Raw genomic sequence first — 19817 nt, forward strand, 5'->3', positions numbered from 1 at the left:
CTGTCGGACCGGGGCGCTCTGGGAAGTCAGTGGCTCAAGAGAGCATCACGATGACCCATGGCGACCGGACCGGCCGGTGCCATAGGTAAAGAGGAAGCTCAGCTGCTTGCGCATGGAGGGATTATGACCCTCTGTCCCGCTCCGTGCCAAGCCGGTTCGGACAGTGAGACGAAGAGGGGTATCCGTCCCCCGTTAGAATCGACAAAACAACCCCCTCTTCCGCCGGAAGGCCTGCCCCGTGCCAGAAGCCACCTTCGCCACCCACGACAGCGCCCCGGACACGGTTCTCGTCGTCGACTTCGGCGCCCAGTACGCGCAGCTGATCGCCCGCCGCGTCCGCGAGGCACGGGTCTACTCCGAGGTCGTGCCCAGCACGATGCCCGTGGCCGAGATGCTCGCCAAGAACCCGAAGGCGATCATCCTGTCCGGCGGTCCGTCCTCCGTGTACGAGGAGGGCGCCCCCCAGCTCGACGGTGCGATCTTCGAGGCCGGCGTCCCCGTCTTCGGCATGTGCTACGGCTTCCAGCTCATGGCGGTCACCCTCGGCGGCACCGTCGACAACACCGGCTCGCGCGAGTACGGCCGCACCCCGCTGGCCGTCTCCAAGGCCGGATCCACCCTGTTCGAGGGCACCCCCGAGAACCAGTCGGTGTGGATGTCGCACGGCGACGCCTGCTCCGCCGCTCCCGAGGGCTTCACCGTCACCGCGTCGACCGACGTCGTCCCGGTCGCGGCCTTCGAGAACGACGAGAAGAAGCTCTACGGCGTGCAGTACCACCCCGAGGTGATGCACTCCACGCACGGCCAGCAGATCCTGGAGCACTTCCTCTACCGCGGCGCCGGCCTCAAGCCCACCTGGACCCCCGGCAACATCGTCGAGGAGCAGGTCGCCCTCATCCGCGCGCAGGTCGGCGACAAGCGCGCCATCTGCGGCCTGTCCGGCGGCGTGGACTCCGCGGTCGCCGCGGCCCTCGTGCAGAAGGCCATCGGCTCGCAGCTCACCTGCGTGTACGTGGACCACGGTCTGATGCGCAAGGGCGAGACCGAGCAGGTCGAGAAGGACTTCGTCGCCGCCACCGGCGTGCAGCTGAAGGTCGTCGACGCCCAGGAGCGCTTCCTGAACGCGCTGGCCGGGGTCTCCGACCCGGAGACCAAGCGCAAGATCATCGGCCGCGAGTTCATCCGCGTCTTCGAGCAGGCCCAGCTGGAGATCCTCCAGGAGGACGGCCCGGCGGTGGCCTTCCTGGTCCAGGGCACCCTGTACCCGGACGTGGTCGAGTCCGGCGGCGGCACCGGCACGGCCAACATCAAGTCCCACCACAACGTGGGCGGGCTCCCCGAGGACATCGAGTTCGAGCTCGTCGAGCCGCTGCGCCAGCTGTTCAAGGACGAGGTCCGGATGGTCGGCCAGGAGCTCGGCCTGCCCGCCGAGATCGTCCAGCGCCAGCCGTTCCCCGGCCCCGGCCTCGGCATCCGCATCGTCGGCGAGGTCACCAAGGAGCGCCTGGACCTGCTCCGCGAGGCCGACGCCATCGCCCGCCACGAGCTCACGGCGGCCGGCCTGGACCGCGAGATCTGGCAGTGCCCGGTCGTCCTGCTGGCCGATGTCCGCAGCGTCGGCGTCCAGGGCGACGGCCGTACGTACGGCCACCCGATCGTGCTGCGCCCCGTCTCCTCCGAGGACGCGATGACCGCGGACTGGACGCGCATGCCGTACGAGGTGCTCGCGCGGATCTCCACCCGCATCACCAACGAGGTGCCGGACGTCAACCGCGTGGTCCTGGACTGCACGAGCAAGCCGCCGGGCACCATCGAGTGGGAGTAGTCCCCACCCGCCCGCTGTAGGTGACGAGGCCGCCGCTCCCGCGCAGGGAGCGGCGGCCTCGTCGCGTGTACGCCTCTTCCACGGCCTCTTCTATGGCCTCTTCGGGCGGTCGCCGGTACTTTGCGCCGCGACCTTGAAGGAGGGGCCATGACCGAGCGACCCGCACCCGCACCCGGATCCGCACCTGTACGGGCACCGGCACCCGCCCCCGTGCCCGTCGAGCGGCTGGGCTTCGAGATGCCGCCGGTGTTCGCCACCGCCTCCGAGGAGCGCGCGCACCGCAAGGAGCGGCTCGCCGGGGTGCTGCGGCTGCTGGGGAGGCTCGGGTACGAGGACGGGGTGGGCGGGCACGTCAGCGCCCGGGACCCGGAGTTCGAGGACTGCTACTGGGTGAACCCCTTCGGCCGGGCCTTCGGCGCGATCGGCCCCGAGGACCTGCTGCTGGTCGACGGGGAGGGGCGGGTCCGGCAGGGCGGACGCAGGGTCAACCAGCTGGCCTTCGCCGTGCACGCGGCCGTCCACCGGGCCCGGCCCGCCGTGGTGGCCGTCGTGCGCACGCAGGCCCCGTACGGCAGGGCGCTCGCCGCGCTCGGCGAACTCCTCGCCCCCGTCACCCAGGAGGCCTGCGCCTTCTACGAGGACCACGCGCTGCTCGACGAGTATGCCGGCGGTGGCGACGCGGACCCCGAGCGGATCGCGAGTGCGCTCGGCCCCTACAAGGCGCTGGTGCTGCGCAACCTCGGGCTGCTGACGGTCGGCGATTCGGTGGAGGCCGCCGCCTGGTGGTTCATCGCGGCGGAGCGGGCCGCGCAGGTGCAGCTGATCGCGCGGGCGGCCGGAAAGGCGGTGCTCATCAGCCACCACGGTGCGCTCGTGACCCGGGAGCGGTTCGGCTCGGATCTGGCGGCCTGGGCGAACTGCCAGCCGCTGCTGGAGGGCGCCGGAGCAGGTCCGTCAACATCATGAACGGTTAATCACCTGCTCTGACATCGTGCGCAATCCGGAACACTGCCGCAGTGGTGCACAATTCGCTGGCATTGCACCGCTGTTCAGAGAGGCGGCACGTTCGTGGCTGTCCAAGAGATGTCCAGAAGCACCCATACCGCGGCCTGCGCCTGCGAGGACTGCACTCGAGAGGGGCACCGCCGTGCGGTCGCGGCCTTCCTGGCCAAGCGCGACGAGTTCGCCTCCGGGCAGGGGGTTCCGGCCGCCGTGGCCCACTCCCTCGGGGCCTCCCGCCAGTGGGTCTCCGACGAGCTGACCCTGTCGGCCCGGACGGTCGCCGACCGGGGCCGGGAGGCGGGAAGTTCCTGGCTCTACCTGTTCTCCCGGCGGGCCGTCCTCGCCGTGTGGATCGCCGCGGGGGTGCTGCTCCTGGTCCAGGTCGGCACCGCGCTCGGCACCGGCTGGTCCACGACGCGCACCGCCGGGCTGCTGGCCGCGCTCGTGCTGGCCGCCCTGCTGACGGTGGCGGCCCGCGCGCAGACCGTCCGCGGCGGGCTGCTGGCCCCGCTGGTCGGCGAGGACAACCGGCTGTCCACCTCGAAGGCCGTGCCGAGCGCCTGGCTCGTGCTCACCGCCTTCGCGACGCTGCTGCCCGCGCTGCGGCTCGCGGCCTCCTCGCCGGGGCCGGAGCGCCAGGCCCTGTACGAGGGGCTCGCGCTCGACCGGGCGCTGCCGCTGCTGGCGGTGCTCGGGCTGACCTCGGCCGTCGCGGTGCTGGTGCGCCGGGTGGTCTCCGTACGGATCATGAGCCAGCGGCTCCAGAAGCTGCCGGCGGACCGGCCGACCGGGGCGGACCTGCTCACGGACGACGCCGGCCGGGGCTCCTTCCCGGACGCCCAGTACGTGCTGGTCTCCACGGTGGTGCTGGGCTTCGCGGGGGTCTCGCTGGCCCGCTTCCCGGACCGGCTGCCGGCCCTGCCGTGGGCGATGGCGCTGCTGGTGGCCCTGTCGGCGGCCGTGTACCTGGCGGCGAAGTACGCCGAGGGCAGCCGCCCGCTGGTCCTGTCGGTGGTGCGCAGACGCGAGCCCGGGGATCTGGACGCGGCGATCCGCCCCGGGGACGACATCGAGATCCGCGGAGTGGGTTTCGTCCCGCCGGGGGCGCAGACGCCGGAGATGCTGGCCCGGCTGGTGGTCCGGGTGGGTGCGGTCCATGTGCACGTACCGCTGGTCCCGGTGGCGGGCGGGTTCACCAACCCGTCCGACGCCGTGCTGACCGTGCCGGTACCGGCGGAAGTCGAGCCGGGGCGGATCGAGATCCAGGTCGTCACCGCCGCGGGGGTGGAATCCAACCGCTGCACCATCGACGTGGCGGAGTGAAGCGGGTACACATAGCGGCGTGACCCGAACTGACGTCCCCTCCGGCGCCCCTGACGCACCCACCGGACCGAGCGGCCCGCACGGTCTGCACGGTCTGCGCGAGCTCGCCGCCCGCCACGCGCTCCTGCCCCTGCGGATCTTCCTCGGCGTGACCTTCGTCTACGCAGGCCTGGACAAACTGACCGACTCCGCCTTCCTCTCCGCCACCGGCAGCGGCTCCATCGGCGAGCTGATGCAGGGGGTGCGCGACACCTCGGCGATCCCCGCCATGGTGGACCTGGCCCTGAAGGCACCCGTCGGCTTCGCCGTGGCCCTGGCCATCGGGGAGCTCCTCGTCGGCCTGGGCGTCCTGGCCGGACTGCTGACGCGGATCGCATCCGTCGGCGGAGCCCTGATCTCGCTCAGCCTGTGGCTCACCGTGTCCTGGGCGGTGACCCCCTACTACTACGGCAACGACCTGATCTACCTGATGGCCTGGACCCCGCTGATCCTCGCCGGGGCGCCCCTGTGGTCCCTGGACGCCCTGATCAGGGGCAGGCGGAGGGCCACCGCCTGAGGATCACCACCTGAGGGGAGCGGTCCCGGTCAGTTCGCCGCCCGCGGGTGACCCAGTGCCTCGCGGAAGTCGTCGAGGGCGGGCCCCAGCTCGCCGACGGCGACGTGGAAGGCCGACCGGTCGATCAGGCTGCCGGCCAGCGTCCGTGTTCCGGCTGCCGGGTCGTGCAGGGACAGCCGGCGGGCCAGCTCCACTCCTTCGTCGAAGAGGGGGCGCACCTGCTCCGCGAACAGATGGGTCCGGTACCGCCAGTAGACGGTGGAGCGGACGGTGAGGACCCGGTGCAGCCGGACCAGTTCGGCCAGGTGCCGGTCCGGGTCTTCGGCGGCCCGGGCGGCGAGGGCGTCCACCTCTTCGCGGAGGGCGTGACGGCTGTCGAAGTAGCGTTCCTTGATGTCGGGCGACCAGTACATGGGATCCGCGCCCGAAGGCGGACGCGGTTCACCGGGCGCCGGCCGGTCGCTTCCGGCGCCGGGCATGGACAGCACCACCGCCCAGAACGACACCTCGTAGCCGCCCCCGGAGTACCGCGCACCGCGGCCGGCCAGCTCCGTGAGCAGGGCGAGCGCCTCTTCTCTTACGAGGCCCGCCCGTTCGTCCAGACCGTGGGCGTCGAGCATCCGTGCGTACCCGATGAGCGTGTGGAGCAGGGAGATCATCCGGTCGCGGTCGTCTCCCGCCGCCTCGGCGGACTGCACACCGACGAGGGTCTCGAACGCGTCGCGGGCCTCACCGGACCGGCCGGCCTCATGGAGAACGGCGGCCCACTCCAGGAGGGGCCAGGCGAGAGCCCCGCTGCGGGACCCGTCGGGCAGGAGCACCGGAACCAGCTCGGTCATGGCATCGGCCGCCTCGGCATACCGGCCCTCCTCGGAAAGACCGGCCGCCCACGTGCTCAGCCCCGCGACCAGGGGTTCCCCGGCCAGTTCGGCCTCCGCGCGGCCGATGGCGAGCATCTCGGCGCGCATGGCGAGCCCTTCGGCGCGCCGGCCCGCACGGTACAGCTCGCGCTGGCACGTGTTGAGGGCCTCGTACAGGACATCCCCGCGGGCGGGTTCGGCCGGATCGATGGCCCGCGCGGCGGCCACCGCCTCCTCGCACAGCGCGAGGGCGGCCGGATGCGTTCTGCCGCCCTCGTAACTCAGGTGCTGCAAAGCCCTGGCCAGGAGGGGCAGGTAGGCGGCGGGGCTGACCTGGGCCAGCACCCGGTAGGCGTCCACCTTGTCCCGTGGGTAGAGGCGTCCCGACGAGAGCAGCACATTGCGTGCCCGCACGATGTCGTCCTGATCGACTTTCCCCGAGTGATCCATGACGGAGAGTCTGGGGGCGGCGCAGGGAGCCGGACAAGGCTGTTCGCCTGTGCCCTTCGTCCTACGAAAACACCCTCTGACCTGTCATGATGGGCGTGACATCACCTCCCGCCGGAGCGGCCGGACCCGCTGGACCCGCCCGACTCGCTGATCCGCTCGCGCCGGTCGCGGCGCACCGCGTAGGTCACCAGACCGGTGACGGCGGCGAAGGCAAGACCGCCCGCGGTCATCATGAGGACGAAGAACCAGGGCGGGTCGGCCTCGCCCGCCGCGCCGAGGAGATAGAGCACCCCGGCCGCCATCAGGACCAGTCCCGCGATCAGCCGTCCCGGCTGGAACTCATGACGCCGCACGGGCCACCTCCACCTGTCCCACACCCGCGCTCAGGTGCAATTCGATCGTGCCGCCCGCCTCGGTGCCCGGGGAGGGCTGCAGGGTCTCGGTCCGGGTCTCGCCGCCGGTCCGCACGCGTATCGACCCGTGCGGTTCGCCGGGCATCTGGATGTCGCCCAGCCTGACCTTGACCTCGGTCGGGGCGGTGACCTCCCTGGGCAGGATCACCTTGAGCCGTCCGGCCTCGATCCGTGCGTGGACGGGCAGGGTGGTGCCCTTGGGGACGTCCAGGCGGCTCAGGTCCAAGGTGGCCACCGCGCTGTCCGCCGTGTACACGGGCCGTACGTCGGCCACCGCGGCCGGCCGCCAGACGACGTCCTCCCAGTCGGTGCCGATCTCCTTGGGCAGGGCCACCGCCCCGGCCAGCAGTCCGGCGGTGATCACCGAGAGCAGTACGGTGCCGAAGCCGGTGCGGCCCTTGACCGAGCTCACCGCGAGCCCGAGGCCGAAGACGGCGAGGGCGCAGGCGAAGCCGACCTGCAGGGCGTGGCTCAGGGTGCTGCCTTCCCAGACCGAAGCGGTACCGATGCCCCAGGCCAGCAGGGCCAGCACGAACACCCGGCCGCCGATACCGCCCCGCGGCTCCCTGCGGACCTGTTTCCCGTACTCCGGCGCCGCGGGCGCGGCCGGATCGCCGCCGGGACCGCCGGGACCGCCGGGGACCGAGTCCTCGGGGCCCCACAGGTACCCCGTCGAGCCGACCGGCCCCGTGGTGCCGTCCTTGACCAGCGGATCCCGCCACCAGGACGGGGCGCCGGGCACGGGCGGCGCCTGGGTCTCGGGCGGCGCCGGACTGTGCACGGTGCGGTGCCCGGTGCGGGTCGCCGCCGGGTACACGAACTCCACGCCCGCCGCGGCCTTCTCCTCGGAGCCCGCACCGGACCCGGACCCGGACCCGGCCCCGAGCCCGTTCCGCCGCCGCTGCGACCAGTACGCCGCGCCGCCCAGCGCCAGGACGGCCAGGACGGAGAAGACCGCCAGGGCGCCGTTGTCCAGCATCGACAGGAACAGGGCGCAGCCCACCAGCGCGGCGAAGACCGCCGCCAGCGTCGAGCCCTCGACCCGGCCGGTCAGCAGCTTCTTCGCCTCGCTGTCCTCCTCGCCCTCCTGGGGCAGCAGCAGCCACGCGAAGCCGTAGAAGATCAGACCGACCCCGCCGGTGACGGCGAGGACGCCGAGCACGATCCGGAAGATCACCGGGTCGAGGTCGAAGTACCGGCCCAGCCCGCCGCACACGCCCGCGAGCACCTTGTCGCGCTTGCCGCGGCGCAGGGGAGGGCGCTCGGCGAGCGGCGAAGCGGAGCCGGCACCCGGGCCGGCCGCGCTCGAGCCGGCTCCTGCGTCCGGCGGCGGGGAATCGTGTACTTCGGTCATGCGTACATGGTGACGGTCCGCCGCCGCCGCGGGCATCCGGATCTACCCTGGCGCAACCCTGATATCCCCCCGAGAGAACTGGGGGGCTGCCCTGATGTCACGGGCACCGCGCGCGTGTGACCATCGGTGACATGCCCGTAGCAGCCGCCCCCCGCCCGCCGTACGCACCGGATTCCGACGAGACGCCGCAGCGCAAGCTCTACCGCAGCGCCGACGGCCGGATGCTCGGCGGAGTCGCGCGCGGCCTCGCCGGGCACCTGGGCCTGCCCGTCGTCTGGGTGCGGCTCACCTTCCTCGGCCTGTTCATGTGGGGCGACGGCCTCGGCGTGCTGCTCTACGCCGCGTTCTGGGTCTTCGTACCGCTCGGCGTCGGCGGCCGCAGCGGCCACCGCTCCTTCTTCGACACCCTCCCCGACGGCACCCGGCGGCTGCGCAAGCCCGAGCGGGGCCAGATCACCGCGCTGATCGCGCTGTGCGTCGGCGCGGGCATCTTCATCTCCAAGGTCCAGGTCGGCGGCAGCTCCGGACGGTACGTGTGGCCCACCCTGCTCGTCGGAGCCGGTGTGGTCCTCGTCTGGCGCCAGGCCGACAACGCCCGCCGCGCCCACTGGAACGCCGCAGCAGGCCGGCACGCCCGGCTGCTGCAGGCCGCCCGCGCGCTCGCCGGGGTCGCCCTCGTGGGCGTGGGCCTGACCGTGTTCATCGTGGTCCGCGGCTCTGCCGCCCAGCTGGGCAACGTACTGACCGCCACCCTCGCCGTCCTCGTCGGCGTCGCCCTCCTGGCCGGACCCTGGCTGATCCGGATGACCCAGGACCTCTCCGAGGAGCGCCTGATGCGCATCCGCGCCCAGGAGCGCGCCGAGGTCGCCGCCCACGTCCACGACTCCGTGCTGCACACCCTCACCCTGATCCAGCGCAACGCCGAGGACGTCGGCGAGGTCCGCCGCCTCGCCCGGGCCCAGGAGCGGGAGCTGCGCAACTGGCTCTACAAGCCCGAGGGCACCGGCAAGGACGAGGGCGAGGAGCCGACGACGCTGGCCGAGGCCGTGAAGAAGACCGCCGCCGAGGTGGAGGACCACCACGGGGTCCAGATCGAGGTGGTCGTCGTCGGCGACTGCCCCCTCGACGAGAAGCTGGCCGCACAGATGCAGGCCGCGCGCGAGGCGATGGTCAATGCCGCCAAGTACGGTGGCGACGGCGGCCCCGTCCAGGTGTACGCGGAGGTGGAGGGCCACACGGTGTTCGTGTCCGTACGGGACCGCGGGCCGGGCTTCGACATCGACGCGGTACCGGACGACCGCATGGGCGTACGAGAATCGATCATCGGCCGGATGCAGCGCAACGGCGGGACCGCGCGACTGCGGTCCGCGCCCGACGGCGGCACGGAAGTCGAGCTGGAGATGGAGAGGGCGGCGAAGGCAGCATGACCGAGGACAGCGCGAGCACCGGCGGCGTGACCAGGAGGGTCCGGGTGGTGCTCGTCGACGACCACCGGATGTTCCGCACCGGAGTGCAGGCCGAGATCGGCGAGACCGAGCGGACCGGGGTCGAGGTCGTCGGCGAGGCCGCCGACGTGGACCAGGCCGTCACCGTCATCACCGCCACCCGCCCCGAGGTGGTGCTCCTCGACGTGCACCTGCCCGGTGGCGGCGGCGTCGAGGTGCTGCGCCGCTGCGCCCCGCTGATGGGCGCCGTCGAGGACCCGGTGCGGTTCCTGGCCCTGTCGGTGTCGGACGCCGCCGAGGACGTCATCGGGGTCATCCGGGGCGGCGCCCGCGGCTACGTCACCAAGACGATCACCGGCACCGACCTGGTGGACTCGGTCTTCCGGGTCCAGGACGGCGACGCGGTGTTCTCGCCGCGCCTCGCGGGCTTCGTGCTCGACGCCTTCGCCTCGACGGACGCCCCGCCGGTCGACGAGGACCTGGACCGCCTCACCCAGCGCGAGCGCGAGGTGCTGCGGCTGATCGCGCGCGGGTACGCGTACAAGGAGATCGCCAAGCAGCTGTTCATCTCGGTCAAGACGGTGGAGTCCCACGTCTCGGCGGTGCTGCGCAAGCTCCAGCTCTCCAACCGCCACGAGCTGACCCGCTGGGCGACGGCCCGCCGGCTGATCTGAGCCGGGGTCCGCGCACCGGGCTCAGGCGGGCCGGGAGGCTCCGGCCCAGGGCATCGAGTCCACCGGCGCGACACGGACCGTGGAGCCGGGCCGCGGGGCGTGGATCATCTGGCCGTTGCCGATGTACATGCCGACGTGCGTGACGCCGGAGTAGAAGAACACCAGGTCGCCGGGGGCCAGCGCGTCGCGGGAGACCCGCTGCCCCGCGTTGATCTGGGTGTAGGTGGTGCGCGGCAGCGACACCCCGGCCGCGCGCCAGGCCGCCTGGGTCAGACCGGAGCAGTCGTACGAGCCCGGACCCGTCGCCCCCCACACGTACGGCTTGCCGATCGCCCCGTACGCGAACGCCACCGCGCGCGCCGCACGGGAGCCGTCGGCGGGCGGCGGAGCCTGGGCGGCGGGACCGGACGCGGCCGGACCGGCCGGTGCGGGACCGGCCGCGCGGGCCTCGTAGGCCGCCCGCTCCTCGGCCGTCAGCTTGGCCAGCAGCGTCTGCGCGGCGGTCAGCTTCTCCTCGATCTCGGCCTGGTGGGACGCGAGTTCGCCCTGCCGGGCCCGCAGTTCGGCGAGGCGTCCGGCGGCCTGCTCCTTGAGGTGCCCGACCTCGTCGAGCCCGCGCCGCACGGCCGAGACCTCGGCGGCGTTGCGGTTCCCGGCGCGGGTGATGAGGGCGGCCCGGTCCAGGTACTCCTGCGGATCGTCGGACATCGCCAGCTGGACGGCGGCGCCGAGCGTGCCGCTGCGGTACTGGTTGGCGGCCAGCGAACCGAGCGCGTTGCGGGCCGTGTTGAGCTGGTCGGTCTTGCGGGCGGTCTCGTCCCGCAGCCCGTCGAGCGCGCGCTGCGCCTCGTCGGCCTTCTCCTTCGCCCCGTTGTACTGGTCCGTCGCGGCCTCGGCCTCCTCGTAGAGCCGGTCCATCTCCGCCTTGACCTGCGAGGGCGTCGGCTGCGGATCGGCGTGGGACGTGCCTTCGAACGCGGTGGCGGTGGCAGCGCCCGCGAGGGCGAGGGTGGCGGCGGTGGTGCGTACGGTGCTCCGTGCCGTGCCGCCGGTGAGCGGGCGCTGCCTGGGCTTTCGATGACTGGCCACGGGGGCCTCACGTCCTTCCTCCGTCGGTGCTTGGGGGAGGACGCTAGACCCGAAGGTAACGGGCGGATGACGGGATGACCGGAAGTGGCCGTACGCGACCGGACCTGGCGGATCGGATGTCTGCCGATGGCCGTCCGCTAGCTGCGGATCTCCGTCAGGCGGGCGAAGACGACCACGTTGCCGTCGTAGCCCTCCTTCTTCGAGAAGCCGCCGCCGCAGGTGATCACGCGGAGCTCGGGAGCGCCCTTGGGGCCGTAGATCCGGGCCGCCGGGAAATCGTTCTTGCCGACGACCTCGATGCCGTACACCGTGAACACGGCGGTACGGCCGTCCTGTCGGTCCACCTCGATGTGCTGGCCCTGCTTGAGCGAGCCGAGGGTGTAGAAGACGGCCGGACCCTGCTTGTTGTCGACGTGCCCGTCGATCACCGTGGTGCCCCGGGTGCCCGGGGCGGGGGAGCCCCCGTACCAGCCGGCCAGGTTCCTGTCCTGCGGCGGCGGGGCGTCCACCCAGCCCTCGGCGTCGAGTCCGACGCGGGTCACCGGGGCGTCGACCTGGACGGCGGGAATCCGGATCCGGGTCGGCGGGGAGGGCTGCAGCGGCTGCGGGGCCGGCGGCAGGCGGCGGGCGGCCTCGTCGTGGGCCGGGTCGCTGACCAGGGAGGCGGCCCGGGCGGGCTGCGGGGGACCGCCGTTCAGGTCGAGACCGTTGGTGAGGAGGAACGTCCCGCTGAGGGCGACCACGGCAACGACGCCCCAGCCGCCGCGAGGCTTCGTACGCTCCTGGGGGCGGGGCATGATGCGCGCTCCTTCCGTGGTGCCGGGGGTTCCGGGGCTTCCGGGGACGGGTACTGGACCGGGCCCGTCCGGTCGCCAGGGGCGGGTCGGACGGGCCCGGCTGTCAGGGGGCCGGCGGTCAGGCGCCGTCGCCCGCCCGGCGGCGCATCAGGAACACGCCGCCGCCGAGCGCACCGGCCAGCAGTGCGGAACCGGCCGCGATTTCGGGGGTGTTGAGGCCTCCGGCGCCGCCGCCGAGGCCGGCCTTGACGCCCTTGGAGGGAGTGGTCGTTCCCGTCTCGCCGGTGCCGGTGCCGGTGCCGGTCGAGTGGCCCGCGACCGTGAGGGTGGTCGTGCCCTTCTCGCCCTTGCAGTCGAAGGTGACCTCGTACTGGGCACCCGGCTTGGCGTCCGCGTCCACCTTGGCCGTGGCGGGCTTGCCCTCGTTGAGTTCGACCGCGTCGAAGATGCCGGAAGAGGCCTTGACCAGCGGTTCCTGGCAACCGGTGGCGTTCAGCGTGACGGTGCCGCCCGGCGCGACCGTGGTGGGGGAGACGGTGAAACCGAAGGACGTGACGTTGGGCGTGGTCCCGCCGTCGTTGGCCGAGGCCATCGGCGCGGCGAGCGCGAAGGCGGCGGTGGACAGCAGGGCTACGGACGCGACACGTATGGAACGCATGGTGAATCCTCCGGGTCCCCGAGGCGCAGCCGCGAACTATTTGTCCGCAAAAGGCGTGAAATGCTCCTCGATGTGTCAGACGCTAGGTCCGGTTGGCGGAACCTGCGAATCGAACGGCACGAACGGACCAACGGAGAGGGTGAGTTGGCGGGCGTCCCGCCAACTCCTCCGATACGGACGGTGAGCGCCACGCCGGACGGCCCGCCGCAGGGTGGCACTGAGCGACGGACACGCCGATGGGCGCGCCGACGGAGCGGTCGACGCGAGAACCGGCGGAGCCGCCAACGCAAGCGCCGGCGCTGCCGCCAACGCAAGCGCCGGCGCTGCCGCGTTCACCCCGGCCGGACGCTCCCGTAGACGGGCTGGTAGGTGACCGAGTCCTCGCGGACGACCGCCCCCGGCCGCGGGGCGTGGATCATGCGGCCGCCGCCGATGTAGATCCCGACGTGGCTGATGTCCGCGTAGAAGAAGACCAGGTCCCCCGGGCGCAGCTGCTTCGTCGAGACCCGCGGAGCCGCCTTCACCTGGTCCCAGGTGGTGCGCGGCAGCGTGACCCCCGCCGCCCGCCAGGCGGCCTGGGTCAGGCCGGAGCAGTCGTACGAGCGCGGGCCTGTCGCGCCCCAGACGTACGGTTTTCCCAGCTGGGCCCGGGCGAAGGCCACCGCCCTGGCCCCGGCCGCCGACGCGGCGCCGTCCGTGGGCAGCGGCCCCGGAGCGGCCGGGGCCCGGGGGGCCAGGGCCCGCGCCCGCTCCGGCGCGGTGAGCTGCGCGAGCAGGGTGTTCGCCGCCGCGAGCCGGGTCTGCACCTCCTGCTTGCGCCCGCGCAGCTCCTCCTGCGCCCGCTCCAGTTCCGCGACCACCACGGCCGCCTCCCGGCGCTTGGCGGCCGTCTCCGCCCTGGCCCGGGTGTACTGGTCGAGCAGCGCGTCCTCGCGGCCGCCGAGCCGGTTCAGCAGGTGCGTCTGCGCGAAGACGGCCTGCGGATCGTCGCTCAGCAGCAGGGCCGCGGTCCCGCCGAGGCCGCCGGCGCCGCCGCGGTACCGGTCGGCGGCGTAGCTGCCGAGCAGTCGCCGGGCCTCGTTCAGCTTCAGGGTGGTGCCCGCCACCTGGTCCATGAGCGCCGACAGGAGAGCCCGCTGCTCCTCGGTCCGCCCGGCCGCGGCGTCGTAGGCCTGGGTGGCGGTGCCCGCCTGCCGGTGCAGCTCGTCCACGCGGGTCCGTACCTCCTCCACCGAGGGGCGGGGCGCCGGCGCCGCCGCGGCCTGGTGGGGGAGGAGCAGGCCCAGCGAGGACAGGGCCGCGGTCGTGACGACCGCGGTGGGGGCGTTCGGATGTCTTCGGGTGCGCGGCTTGCGGTGGTGGGGGGAGGGGTGGGACGAAGGGAATCCGTACGTGTACACGGGCCGGCACCTCCTTCCGGTTGGCGGAGCACGGTAGCGGCGGAGGGGGCGCCTCGGAAGGGGGCGGGAGGGGGCGGGAGGGGTTCGCAGGGCATATGCCCCCGAATTTTCCGTGGCGGGACAGGGATTTTCCGGGGGCGGGACCGGCTGTCGGTCCCGCCCCCTAAACTCGGAAGGCGATGAGCAGCCTCTTTGACGACAGCTTCCTGGCCGACCTCTCCCCCTCCGAAGAGGTCCCCCCGCCGCCCGAAGACCACGCCGCCCCGGAGCCGGGCGCGGACGATCTCTTCGGGGGCCGGTTCGACGCGCCCCTCAGCGGGGACGCGTACTACCGCGACGGCGCCCCCAGGCCCGTCATCGACCCCGCGGCGCTCCTGGAGGGGCTGAACGCGGAGCAGCGCGCCGCCGTGGTGCACGCGGGCTCCCCGCTGCTCATCGTGGCCGGCGCCGGATCCGGCAAGACGCGCGTGCTGACGCACCGCATCGGCCACCTGCTGGGCGCGCGCGGGGTCCACCCGGGCCAGATCCTGGCGATCACCTTCACCAACAAGGCCGCCGGCGAGATGAAGGAGCGCGTCGAGGGCCTGGTCGGCCCGCGCGCGAACGCCATGTGGGTCTCCACCTTCCACAGCGCGTGCGTGCGCATCCTGCGCCGCGAGTCCAAGCGGCTCGGTTTCACCTCCTCCTTCTCGATCTACGACGCGGCCGACTCGAAGCGCCTGATGGCGCTCGTCTGCCGCGACTTGGACCTCGACCCGAAGAAGTTCCCGCCGAAGGCGTTCAACGCCAAGATCTCGAACCTGAAGAACGAGCTCATCGACGACGACGCCTTCGCCGGGCAGGCCGTCGACGGCTTCGAGAAGACCCTCGCCCAGGCGTACGCGATGTACCAGGGGCGGCTGCGCGAGGCCAATGCCCTCGACTTCGACGACATCATCATGACCACGGTGCACCTGCTCCAGGCCTTCCCGGAGGTCGCGGAGCACTACCGGCGCCGCTTCCGGCACGTGCTGGTCGACGAGTACCAGGACACCAACCACGCCCAGTACACGCTCGTGCGCGAGCTGGTCGGCACCGGCTACCCGGACCTGCCGCCCGCCGAACTGTGCGTGGTGGGCGACGCCGACCAGTCGATCTACGCCTTCCGCGGCGCGACCATCCGCAACATCCTCCAGTTCGAAGAGGACTACGCGGACGCGACCACGATCCTGCTGGAGCAGAACTACCGCTCCACCCAGACGATCCTGTCCGCCGCCAATGCGGTCATCGAGCGCAACGAGAACCGCCGCGCGAAGAACCTGTGGACCGAGGCCGGCAGCGGCGCCGTCATCACCGGCTACGTCGCGGACACCGAGCACGACGAGGCGCAGTTCATCGCCGACGAGATCGACCGGCTGACGGACGCGGGCGACGCGAAGGCCGGCGACGTCGCGATCTTCTACCGGACCAATGCGCAGTCCCGCGTGTTCGAGGAGATCTTCATCCGCGTCGGACTGCCCTACAAGGTCGTCGGCGGCGTCCGGTTCTACGAGCGCAAGGAGGTCCGCGACGTCCTCGCGTACCTGCGCGTCCTGTCGAATCCCGAGGACAACGTCCCGCTCCGGCGGATCCTGAACGTGCCCAAGCGCGGCATCGGCGAGCGCGCCGAGGCGATGATCGACGCGCTGGCGATGCGCGAGAAGATCACCTTCCCGCAGGCGCTGCGCCGGGTCGACGAGGCCTTCGGCATGGCCGCCCGCTCGACCAATGCCGTCAAGCGCTTCAACGTGCTGATGGAGGAGCTCCGCACCATCGTCGACTCGGGCGCCGGCCCGGCGGTGGTCCTGGAAGCGGTCCTGGAGCGCACGGGCTACCTCGCCGAGCTCCAGGCCTCGACCGACCCGCAGGACGAGACGCGCATCGAGAACCTCCAGGAACTCGCCGCCGTGGCACTCGAATTCGAGCAGGCACGGGAAGCGGCGGCGGCCGAGGCCGCCGAGAACGGCGCCCCGCCGGTGGGCCCCGGCACCCTCTCCGAGTTCCTGGAACAGGTCGCGCTGGTCGCCGACTCCGACCAGATCCCGGACGAGGACACCGACGGCAACGGCGTCATCACCCTCATGACCCTGCACACCGCCAAGGGCCTCGAGTTCCCGGTGGTCTTCCTGACCGGCATGGAGGACGGGGTCTTCCCGCACATGCGCGCGCTGGGCCAGACCAAGGAACTGGAGGAGGAGCGCCGCCTCGCCTACGTCGGCATCACGCGGGCGCGCGAGCGGCTGTACCTGACCCGGTCGAGCATGCGCAGCGCCTGGGGCACCCCCTCCTACAACCCGCCGTCGCGGTTCCTGGAGGAGATCCCCGCCGAGTACCTGCAGTGGAAGCGGACGGGCGCGGCGCAGAAGCCGGCGGGCCCGATGCGCAGCTCGGGGTACGGGTCCTCCGGCTCGGGCGGGTCGAAGTCCTCCTTCGGCACCTCGCCGGAGTCCTTCCTGTCCTCGTCGCGTACGAAGTCGGGCCCGTCGGGGTTCGCGACGCGGCGGGCCACCGACAAGCCGGTCATCGCGCTGGTGGTCGGGGACCGGGTCACGCACGACCAGTTCGGGCTGGGCACGGTCATGGAGGTCAGGGGAGCGGGCGCGGACGCGCAGGCCACCATCGACTTCGGGGACGAGAAGCCGAAGCGGCTCCTGCTGCGGTACGCGCCGGTGCAGAAGCTCTAGCGGGAGGCCGGACTGCCCGCGGACAACGCGGAAGGGCCCGCCCCCTCGGGGGCGGGCCCTTCCGCATGTTCGTGCCGGGTCCTAGTTCGGGTTCAGGCCCTTGGCGCGCAGCCATGCCTGCGGGTCGACCGGGGAGCCGCCGCCCGGGCGGACCTCGAAGTGGAGGTGCGGGCCGGTGGAGTTGCCGGAGTTGCCCGAGTACGCGATCACGTCGCCGGCCTTGACCTTGCCGGAGCGGATCTTCGCGCTGCTGAGGTGGCAGTACCAGGTCTCGGTACCGTCGGGCGCGGTGAGTATCACCATGTTGCCGTAGGCCGAGTTCCACTGGCTGCGCACGGTGCCGTCGGTGGCGGCCATGACCGAAGTCCCGTAGGACACCGGGAAGTCGATGCCGGTGTGCACGGACATCCAGTTGACGCCCGCCTGGCCGAAACCGGCGCTGAGGCCGTGCCGCGCGACGGGGAGCACGAACTTGGGGCGGGCCGCTTCCTTGGCCGCCTCCTCCTCCGCCTTCTGCTTCTTCTCCTCGTCCTGGCGCAGGCGCAGGTCGATGCGTTCCTGGGTGCGGCTCGCACGGTCCGCGAAATCGCCGGCGTCGGCGCTGAGGGCGGTGAGCTGCGTGTCGAGCTTGCTGTTCGCGGCGACCGGCTTGATGGAGGCCGGGTCGGGCGCGGCGAGGGTGGTGGTCTCCTCGGAGGGCTTCTCCACACCGGTGAGCCCGCCCACGGAGGCGGCGGCGACACCCGCGACGCCCATCACGCAGGCCGAGGGCACGGCCACGGTCAGCAGCGCGGAGCGCTTGGCCGGAGTACGACGGCGGTTGCCGGCACTGGCACCGGCCTTGGCGGCACTCGCCTTGGCGACGGGCTTCGATCCGGGCTTCGAACCGGCCCGGCGTGAGGGGCGCGGCTCGGCGGGCCCGGCCGGGGTGACGGGCATGGCCTGGGTGGGGAGGTCGTGCACCCGGGCGTCCGCGTCCGTGTCGGCGTCCGCTTCGGCGTCCGCGTCATCGCCGCCGACGGGGAGGAACTCGAAGACGGCGGTCTCGGTGTAGCCCGTCTCGGCCTCGGGGGAGGCCGGGGCGTAGGCCTCGTAGCCATAGCCGTAGGCGTACTGCTGCTCGTGGGCCTGTTCCTGCGCCGGTTCCGGGACGTGATGCGGCTGCGCCTGCGGTTGCTGCGGCTCGTAACCGGCGTACCCGTAGGTCTGCTCGGAGGCGGTGTTCCAGGCGGTGGCGTCGTAGGCCCCGGTCTCGGTCCCGAAGCCGGGGACCGACCAGTGGCCGGTCTGCTCGGCGGAGGTCTCGTAGCCGAAGGCAGTGGACTGGTAGTCCATGGAGACGCCGCCCTGGATGGGGACGGTCGAGAGGTAGCCGTCGTGGCCGGCGTATCCGTCGGCGGAGGGCTGCGCATAGCCGTTCTGGGGGGCGGTCCACGCCGTGGTGTCGTACGAGCCGGTGTCGTAGGAACCGTAGGCAGCGCCGTAGTTGTAGCCCTGGCCCTGCGATTCATAGGATGCAAACGCTGAATCGCCAGCGAAAGTGGTGGTGGAAAGGCCGTCGTACCCAAAATCCGGGTACTGGCCCGACGGGGGGCGGTCGTTCACCAACTTCTCTTTCGCCTCGGCAGCGGGGGGCCTGGGTGGCCGAGGATCGGGGGTCCTCGGAGGAGAGCAGTGGCGTGACTGTACCCGGCGGTTACACGCAACGACAATCTTCGGAGGCTTTTGTGCTCGGCGGAACCGGGCATTCGGCCGCCTTTCGGTCGGCTGAAGACCCACCCTTGGCCTTGAGTTCGAAAGATGTTCGAGTGGAGGCCGCTTTTCGCTCCCGCGGTCGAGGGCGATCCGGCGCGGTCAGGCGACGGAAGCGGCGTCGGGGTGCGGGAGGGCGGCCGGCCGGGGTCCGTCGAGCGCGCGCCGGACCGCCGCGATGACGGTGGGATGCGCGGGCAGGGCGAGGTGCCCGATGCCGGTGACCTGTACGTTCTCCGCGAGCAGGTCCGGGTGTTCGATACGGGCCGTCTCGGTCGGGTCCATCAGCTCGTCGAACTCGCTCCAGAACGCCACGCATCGGGTCCGGCAGCCGGGCGCGGGCGCGCGCAGTTCGGTGAGCACCTCGGAATCCGGGCGCATCTGCCGGACCAGCGGGTGTGCGTCCATGAAGGGCGCCACGCGGGTGCCGGAATGCGGGGTTCCGAGCGTGACGAGCGTGCGGACGCGCGCGTCGCCGCCCAGGCGCTGGACGTAGTACCGCCCGACCAGCCCGCCGAGGCTGTGCCCCACCAGGTCCACACGGTCCTGCCCGGTGCGCTCGCACAGCTCCTCGACGCGGCGGGCGAGGTGGCGGGCGGTGACGCGCAGGTCGCGGGTGAAGGGGGAGTAGTTGTACGCCTCCACCTGCCGCAGGCCACCGACCCCGAGGGCGCGGCGCAGCAGCACGAAGACGGAGCGGTTGTCGGTGAACCCGTGGAGCAGCAGCACCGGCGGGCGCTCGTGGGTGGCGGCGGCGGGTCGCTCCGGCAGGACTCCGGTGGGATACAGCAGGATGTGCCCGCCGAGCACGAACGCTTCCAGCACCCCGGCCCGCAGCGCGGCCCCGGACATGGTCAGCCCCATGGACGGCCCCCCTAGGTCCTGGTGACTTGGGACCGGGGCGTCCGACCGCCCCGTGCCGTGCGGCTGTCGGCGCGGGGCGGTGGTACGCCATCCCACGTGTGATTTCCCCCTCGTGGTTGACCGCGAAACGGGGGTGTGCGCAATGCTGTACTTAACGTTCGTTCACTCGGGAGGCAGTGCGATGGGTGTGACCGGTCCGATCCGTGTGGTGGTGGCCAAGCCGGGCCTCGACGGCCACGACCGAGGCGCCAAGGTGATCGCGCGGGCCCTGCGGGACGCGGGCATGGAGGTCATCTACACCGGCCTCCACCAGACCCCCGAACAGATCGTCGACACCGCGATCCAGGAGGACGCCGACGCGATCGGTCTGTCGATCCTGTCGGGCGCGCACAACACGCTGTTCGCGCGCGTACTGGAACTCCTCGCGGAGCGCGACGCGGAGGACATCAAGGTGTTCGGCGGCGGCATCATTCCGGAGGCGGACATCGCTCCGCTGAAGGAGAAGGGCGTGGCCGAGATCTTCACCCCGGGCGCGACGACCACCGCCATCGTCGACTGGGTCCGCACCCACGTCCGCCAGCCGGCCTAGCCCTTCCGGCCGTCCGGCGTTTGAGGACCGGGGTCTGGGGCGGAGCCCCAGGAGGGGTCCGGGC

At 72.4% G+C, this 19817-nt stretch carries 17 protein-coding genes; 8 read left to right on the plus strand and 9 right to left on the minus strand.

Features of this window, described 5'->3' with window-relative positions; genetic code table 11:
* Positions 1-238 precede the first annotated feature (238 nt).
* The 4 genes from guaA (at position 239) to ACFWNV_RS33785 (ending at position 4706) form a co-directional block, all read left to right on the plus strand.
* Positions 239-1825, plus strand: a complete 1587-nt coding sequence (guaA, locus tag ACFWNV_RS33770; RefSeq protein ID WP_383954461.1) for a glutamine-hydrolyzing GMP synthase — start codon at positions 239-241, stop codon at positions 1823-1825.
* 147 nt (positions 1826-1972) lie between these two features.
* Positions 1973-2791: a class II aldolase/adducin family protein gene (locus ACFWNV_RS33775; protein WP_383954463.1), complete on the plus strand. Its 819-nt coding sequence runs from the start codon at positions 1973-1975 to the stop codon at positions 2789-2791.
* Positions 2792-2893: 102 nt separating this feature from the next.
* A complete protein-coding gene (locus ACFWNV_RS33780) occupies positions 2894-4150 on the plus strand; it encodes a hypothetical protein (protein ID WP_383954465.1) in 1257 nt (418 codons plus the stop codon).
* 19 nt (positions 4151-4169) lie between these two features.
* Positions 4170-4706, plus strand: a complete 537-nt coding sequence (locus ACFWNV_RS33785) for a DoxX family protein (protein WP_383954468.1) — start codon at positions 4170-4172, stop codon at positions 4704-4706.
* 29 nt (positions 4707-4735) lie between these two features.
* On the opposite strand, the gene ACFWNV_RS33790 is transcribed toward ACFWNV_RS33785, so the two are convergent.
* From ACFWNV_RS33790 to ACFWNV_RS33800, 3 genes are all read right to left on the minus strand, one after another.
* Positions 4736-6016 carry a hypothetical protein gene (locus ACFWNV_RS33790; protein WP_383954470.1) on the minus strand — a complete coding sequence of 427 codons (1281 nt, stop codon included), beginning with the start codon at positions 6014-6016 and terminating at the stop codon, positions 4736-4738.
* Positions 6017-6117: 101 nt separating this feature from the next.
* Positions 6118-6369, minus strand: a complete 252-nt coding sequence (locus ACFWNV_RS33795; protein ID WP_383954472.1) for a hypothetical protein — start codon at positions 6367-6369, stop codon at positions 6118-6120.
* Positions 6356-7783, minus strand: coding sequence for a PspC domain-containing protein (locus ACFWNV_RS33800; protein WP_383954474.1), 1428 nt, complete (start codon positions 7781-7783; stop codon positions 6356-6358). The genes ACFWNV_RS33795 and ACFWNV_RS33800 overlap by 14 nt, the downstream gene beginning before the upstream one ends.
* Before the next feature lie 131 nt (positions 7784-7914).
* On the opposite strand from ACFWNV_RS33800, the gene ACFWNV_RS33805 reads away from it, so the two are divergent.
* Both ACFWNV_RS33805 and ACFWNV_RS33810 read left to right on the plus strand, forming a co-directional pair.
* Positions 7915-9210: a PspC domain-containing protein gene (locus tag ACFWNV_RS33805; RefSeq protein ID WP_383954476.1), complete on the plus strand. Its 1296-nt coding sequence runs from the start codon at positions 7915-7917 to the stop codon at positions 9208-9210.
* Complete coding sequence (locus ACFWNV_RS33810; RefSeq protein WP_243333471.1) at positions 9207-9902, plus strand: response regulator transcription factor; 696 nt, start codon at positions 9207-9209, stop codon at positions 9900-9902. Before ACFWNV_RS33805 ends, ACFWNV_RS33810 begins: the two co-directional genes overlap by 4 nt.
* Before the next feature lie 21 nt (positions 9903-9923).
* On the opposite strand, the gene ACFWNV_RS33815 is transcribed toward ACFWNV_RS33810, so the two are convergent.
* The 4 genes from ACFWNV_RS33815 to ACFWNV_RS33830 form a co-directional block, all read right to left on the minus strand.
* Positions 9924-10991: an NlpC/P60 family protein gene (locus ACFWNV_RS33815; RefSeq protein WP_383954479.1), complete on the minus strand. Its 1068-nt coding sequence runs from the start codon at positions 10989-10991 to the stop codon at positions 9924-9926.
* Positions 10992-11128: 137 nt separating this feature from the next.
* Entirely contained in the window at positions 11129-11788 is a 660-nt protein-coding gene (locus ACFWNV_RS33820) for a class F sortase (protein ID WP_383954481.1), read from the minus strand.
* A gap of 118 nt (positions 11789-11906) precedes the next feature.
* Positions 11907-12446 (minus strand): hypothetical protein, encoded by a 540-nt coding sequence (locus ACFWNV_RS33825; protein ID WP_383954483.1) that lies wholly within the window; start codon positions 12444-12446, stop codon positions 11907-11909.
* 332 nt (positions 12447-12778) lie between these two features.
* Positions 12779-13846, minus strand: coding sequence for an NlpC/P60 family protein (locus tag ACFWNV_RS33830; protein ID WP_383954485.1), 1068 nt, complete (start codon positions 13844-13846; stop codon positions 12779-12781).
* 179 nt (positions 13847-14025) lie between these two features.
* Between ACFWNV_RS33830 and pcrA the strand changes: the two genes are divergently transcribed.
* Entirely contained in the window at positions 14026-16548 is a 2523-nt protein-coding gene (pcrA, locus tag ACFWNV_RS33835; RefSeq protein ID WP_383954487.1) for a DNA helicase PcrA, read from the plus strand.
* An 81-nt stretch (positions 16549-16629) separates the two neighbouring features.
* On the opposite strand, the gene ACFWNV_RS33840 is transcribed toward pcrA, so the two are convergent.
* Together ACFWNV_RS33840 and ACFWNV_RS33845 are read right to left on the minus strand one after the other, a co-directional pair.
* On the minus strand, positions 16630-18153 hold the full coding sequence (locus ACFWNV_RS33840) for a M23 family metallopeptidase (protein ID WP_383954489.1): 1524 nt from the start codon (positions 18151-18153) through the stop codon (positions 16630-16632).
* 249 nt (positions 18154-18402) lie between these two features.
* The gene (locus tag ACFWNV_RS33845) at positions 18403-19164 is read right to left on the minus strand and encodes an esterase/lipase family protein (protein ID WP_383954492.1); all 762 of its coding nucleotides are present in this window, start codon (positions 19162-19164) and stop codon (positions 18403-18405) included.
* A 181-nt stretch (positions 19165-19345) separates the two neighbouring features.
* Between ACFWNV_RS33845 and ACFWNV_RS33850 the strand changes: the two genes are divergently transcribed.
* Complete coding sequence (locus tag ACFWNV_RS33850; protein WP_382749367.1) at positions 19346-19753, plus strand: cobalamin B12-binding domain-containing protein; 408 nt, start codon at positions 19346-19348, stop codon at positions 19751-19753.
* The last annotated feature ends 64 nt before the right edge of the window (positions 19754-19817 follow it).

It is taken from the genome of Streptomyces sp. NPDC058401, assembly GCF_042722885.1.
GTDB lineage: Bacteria > Actinomycetota > Actinomycetes > Streptomycetales > Streptomycetaceae > Streptomyces.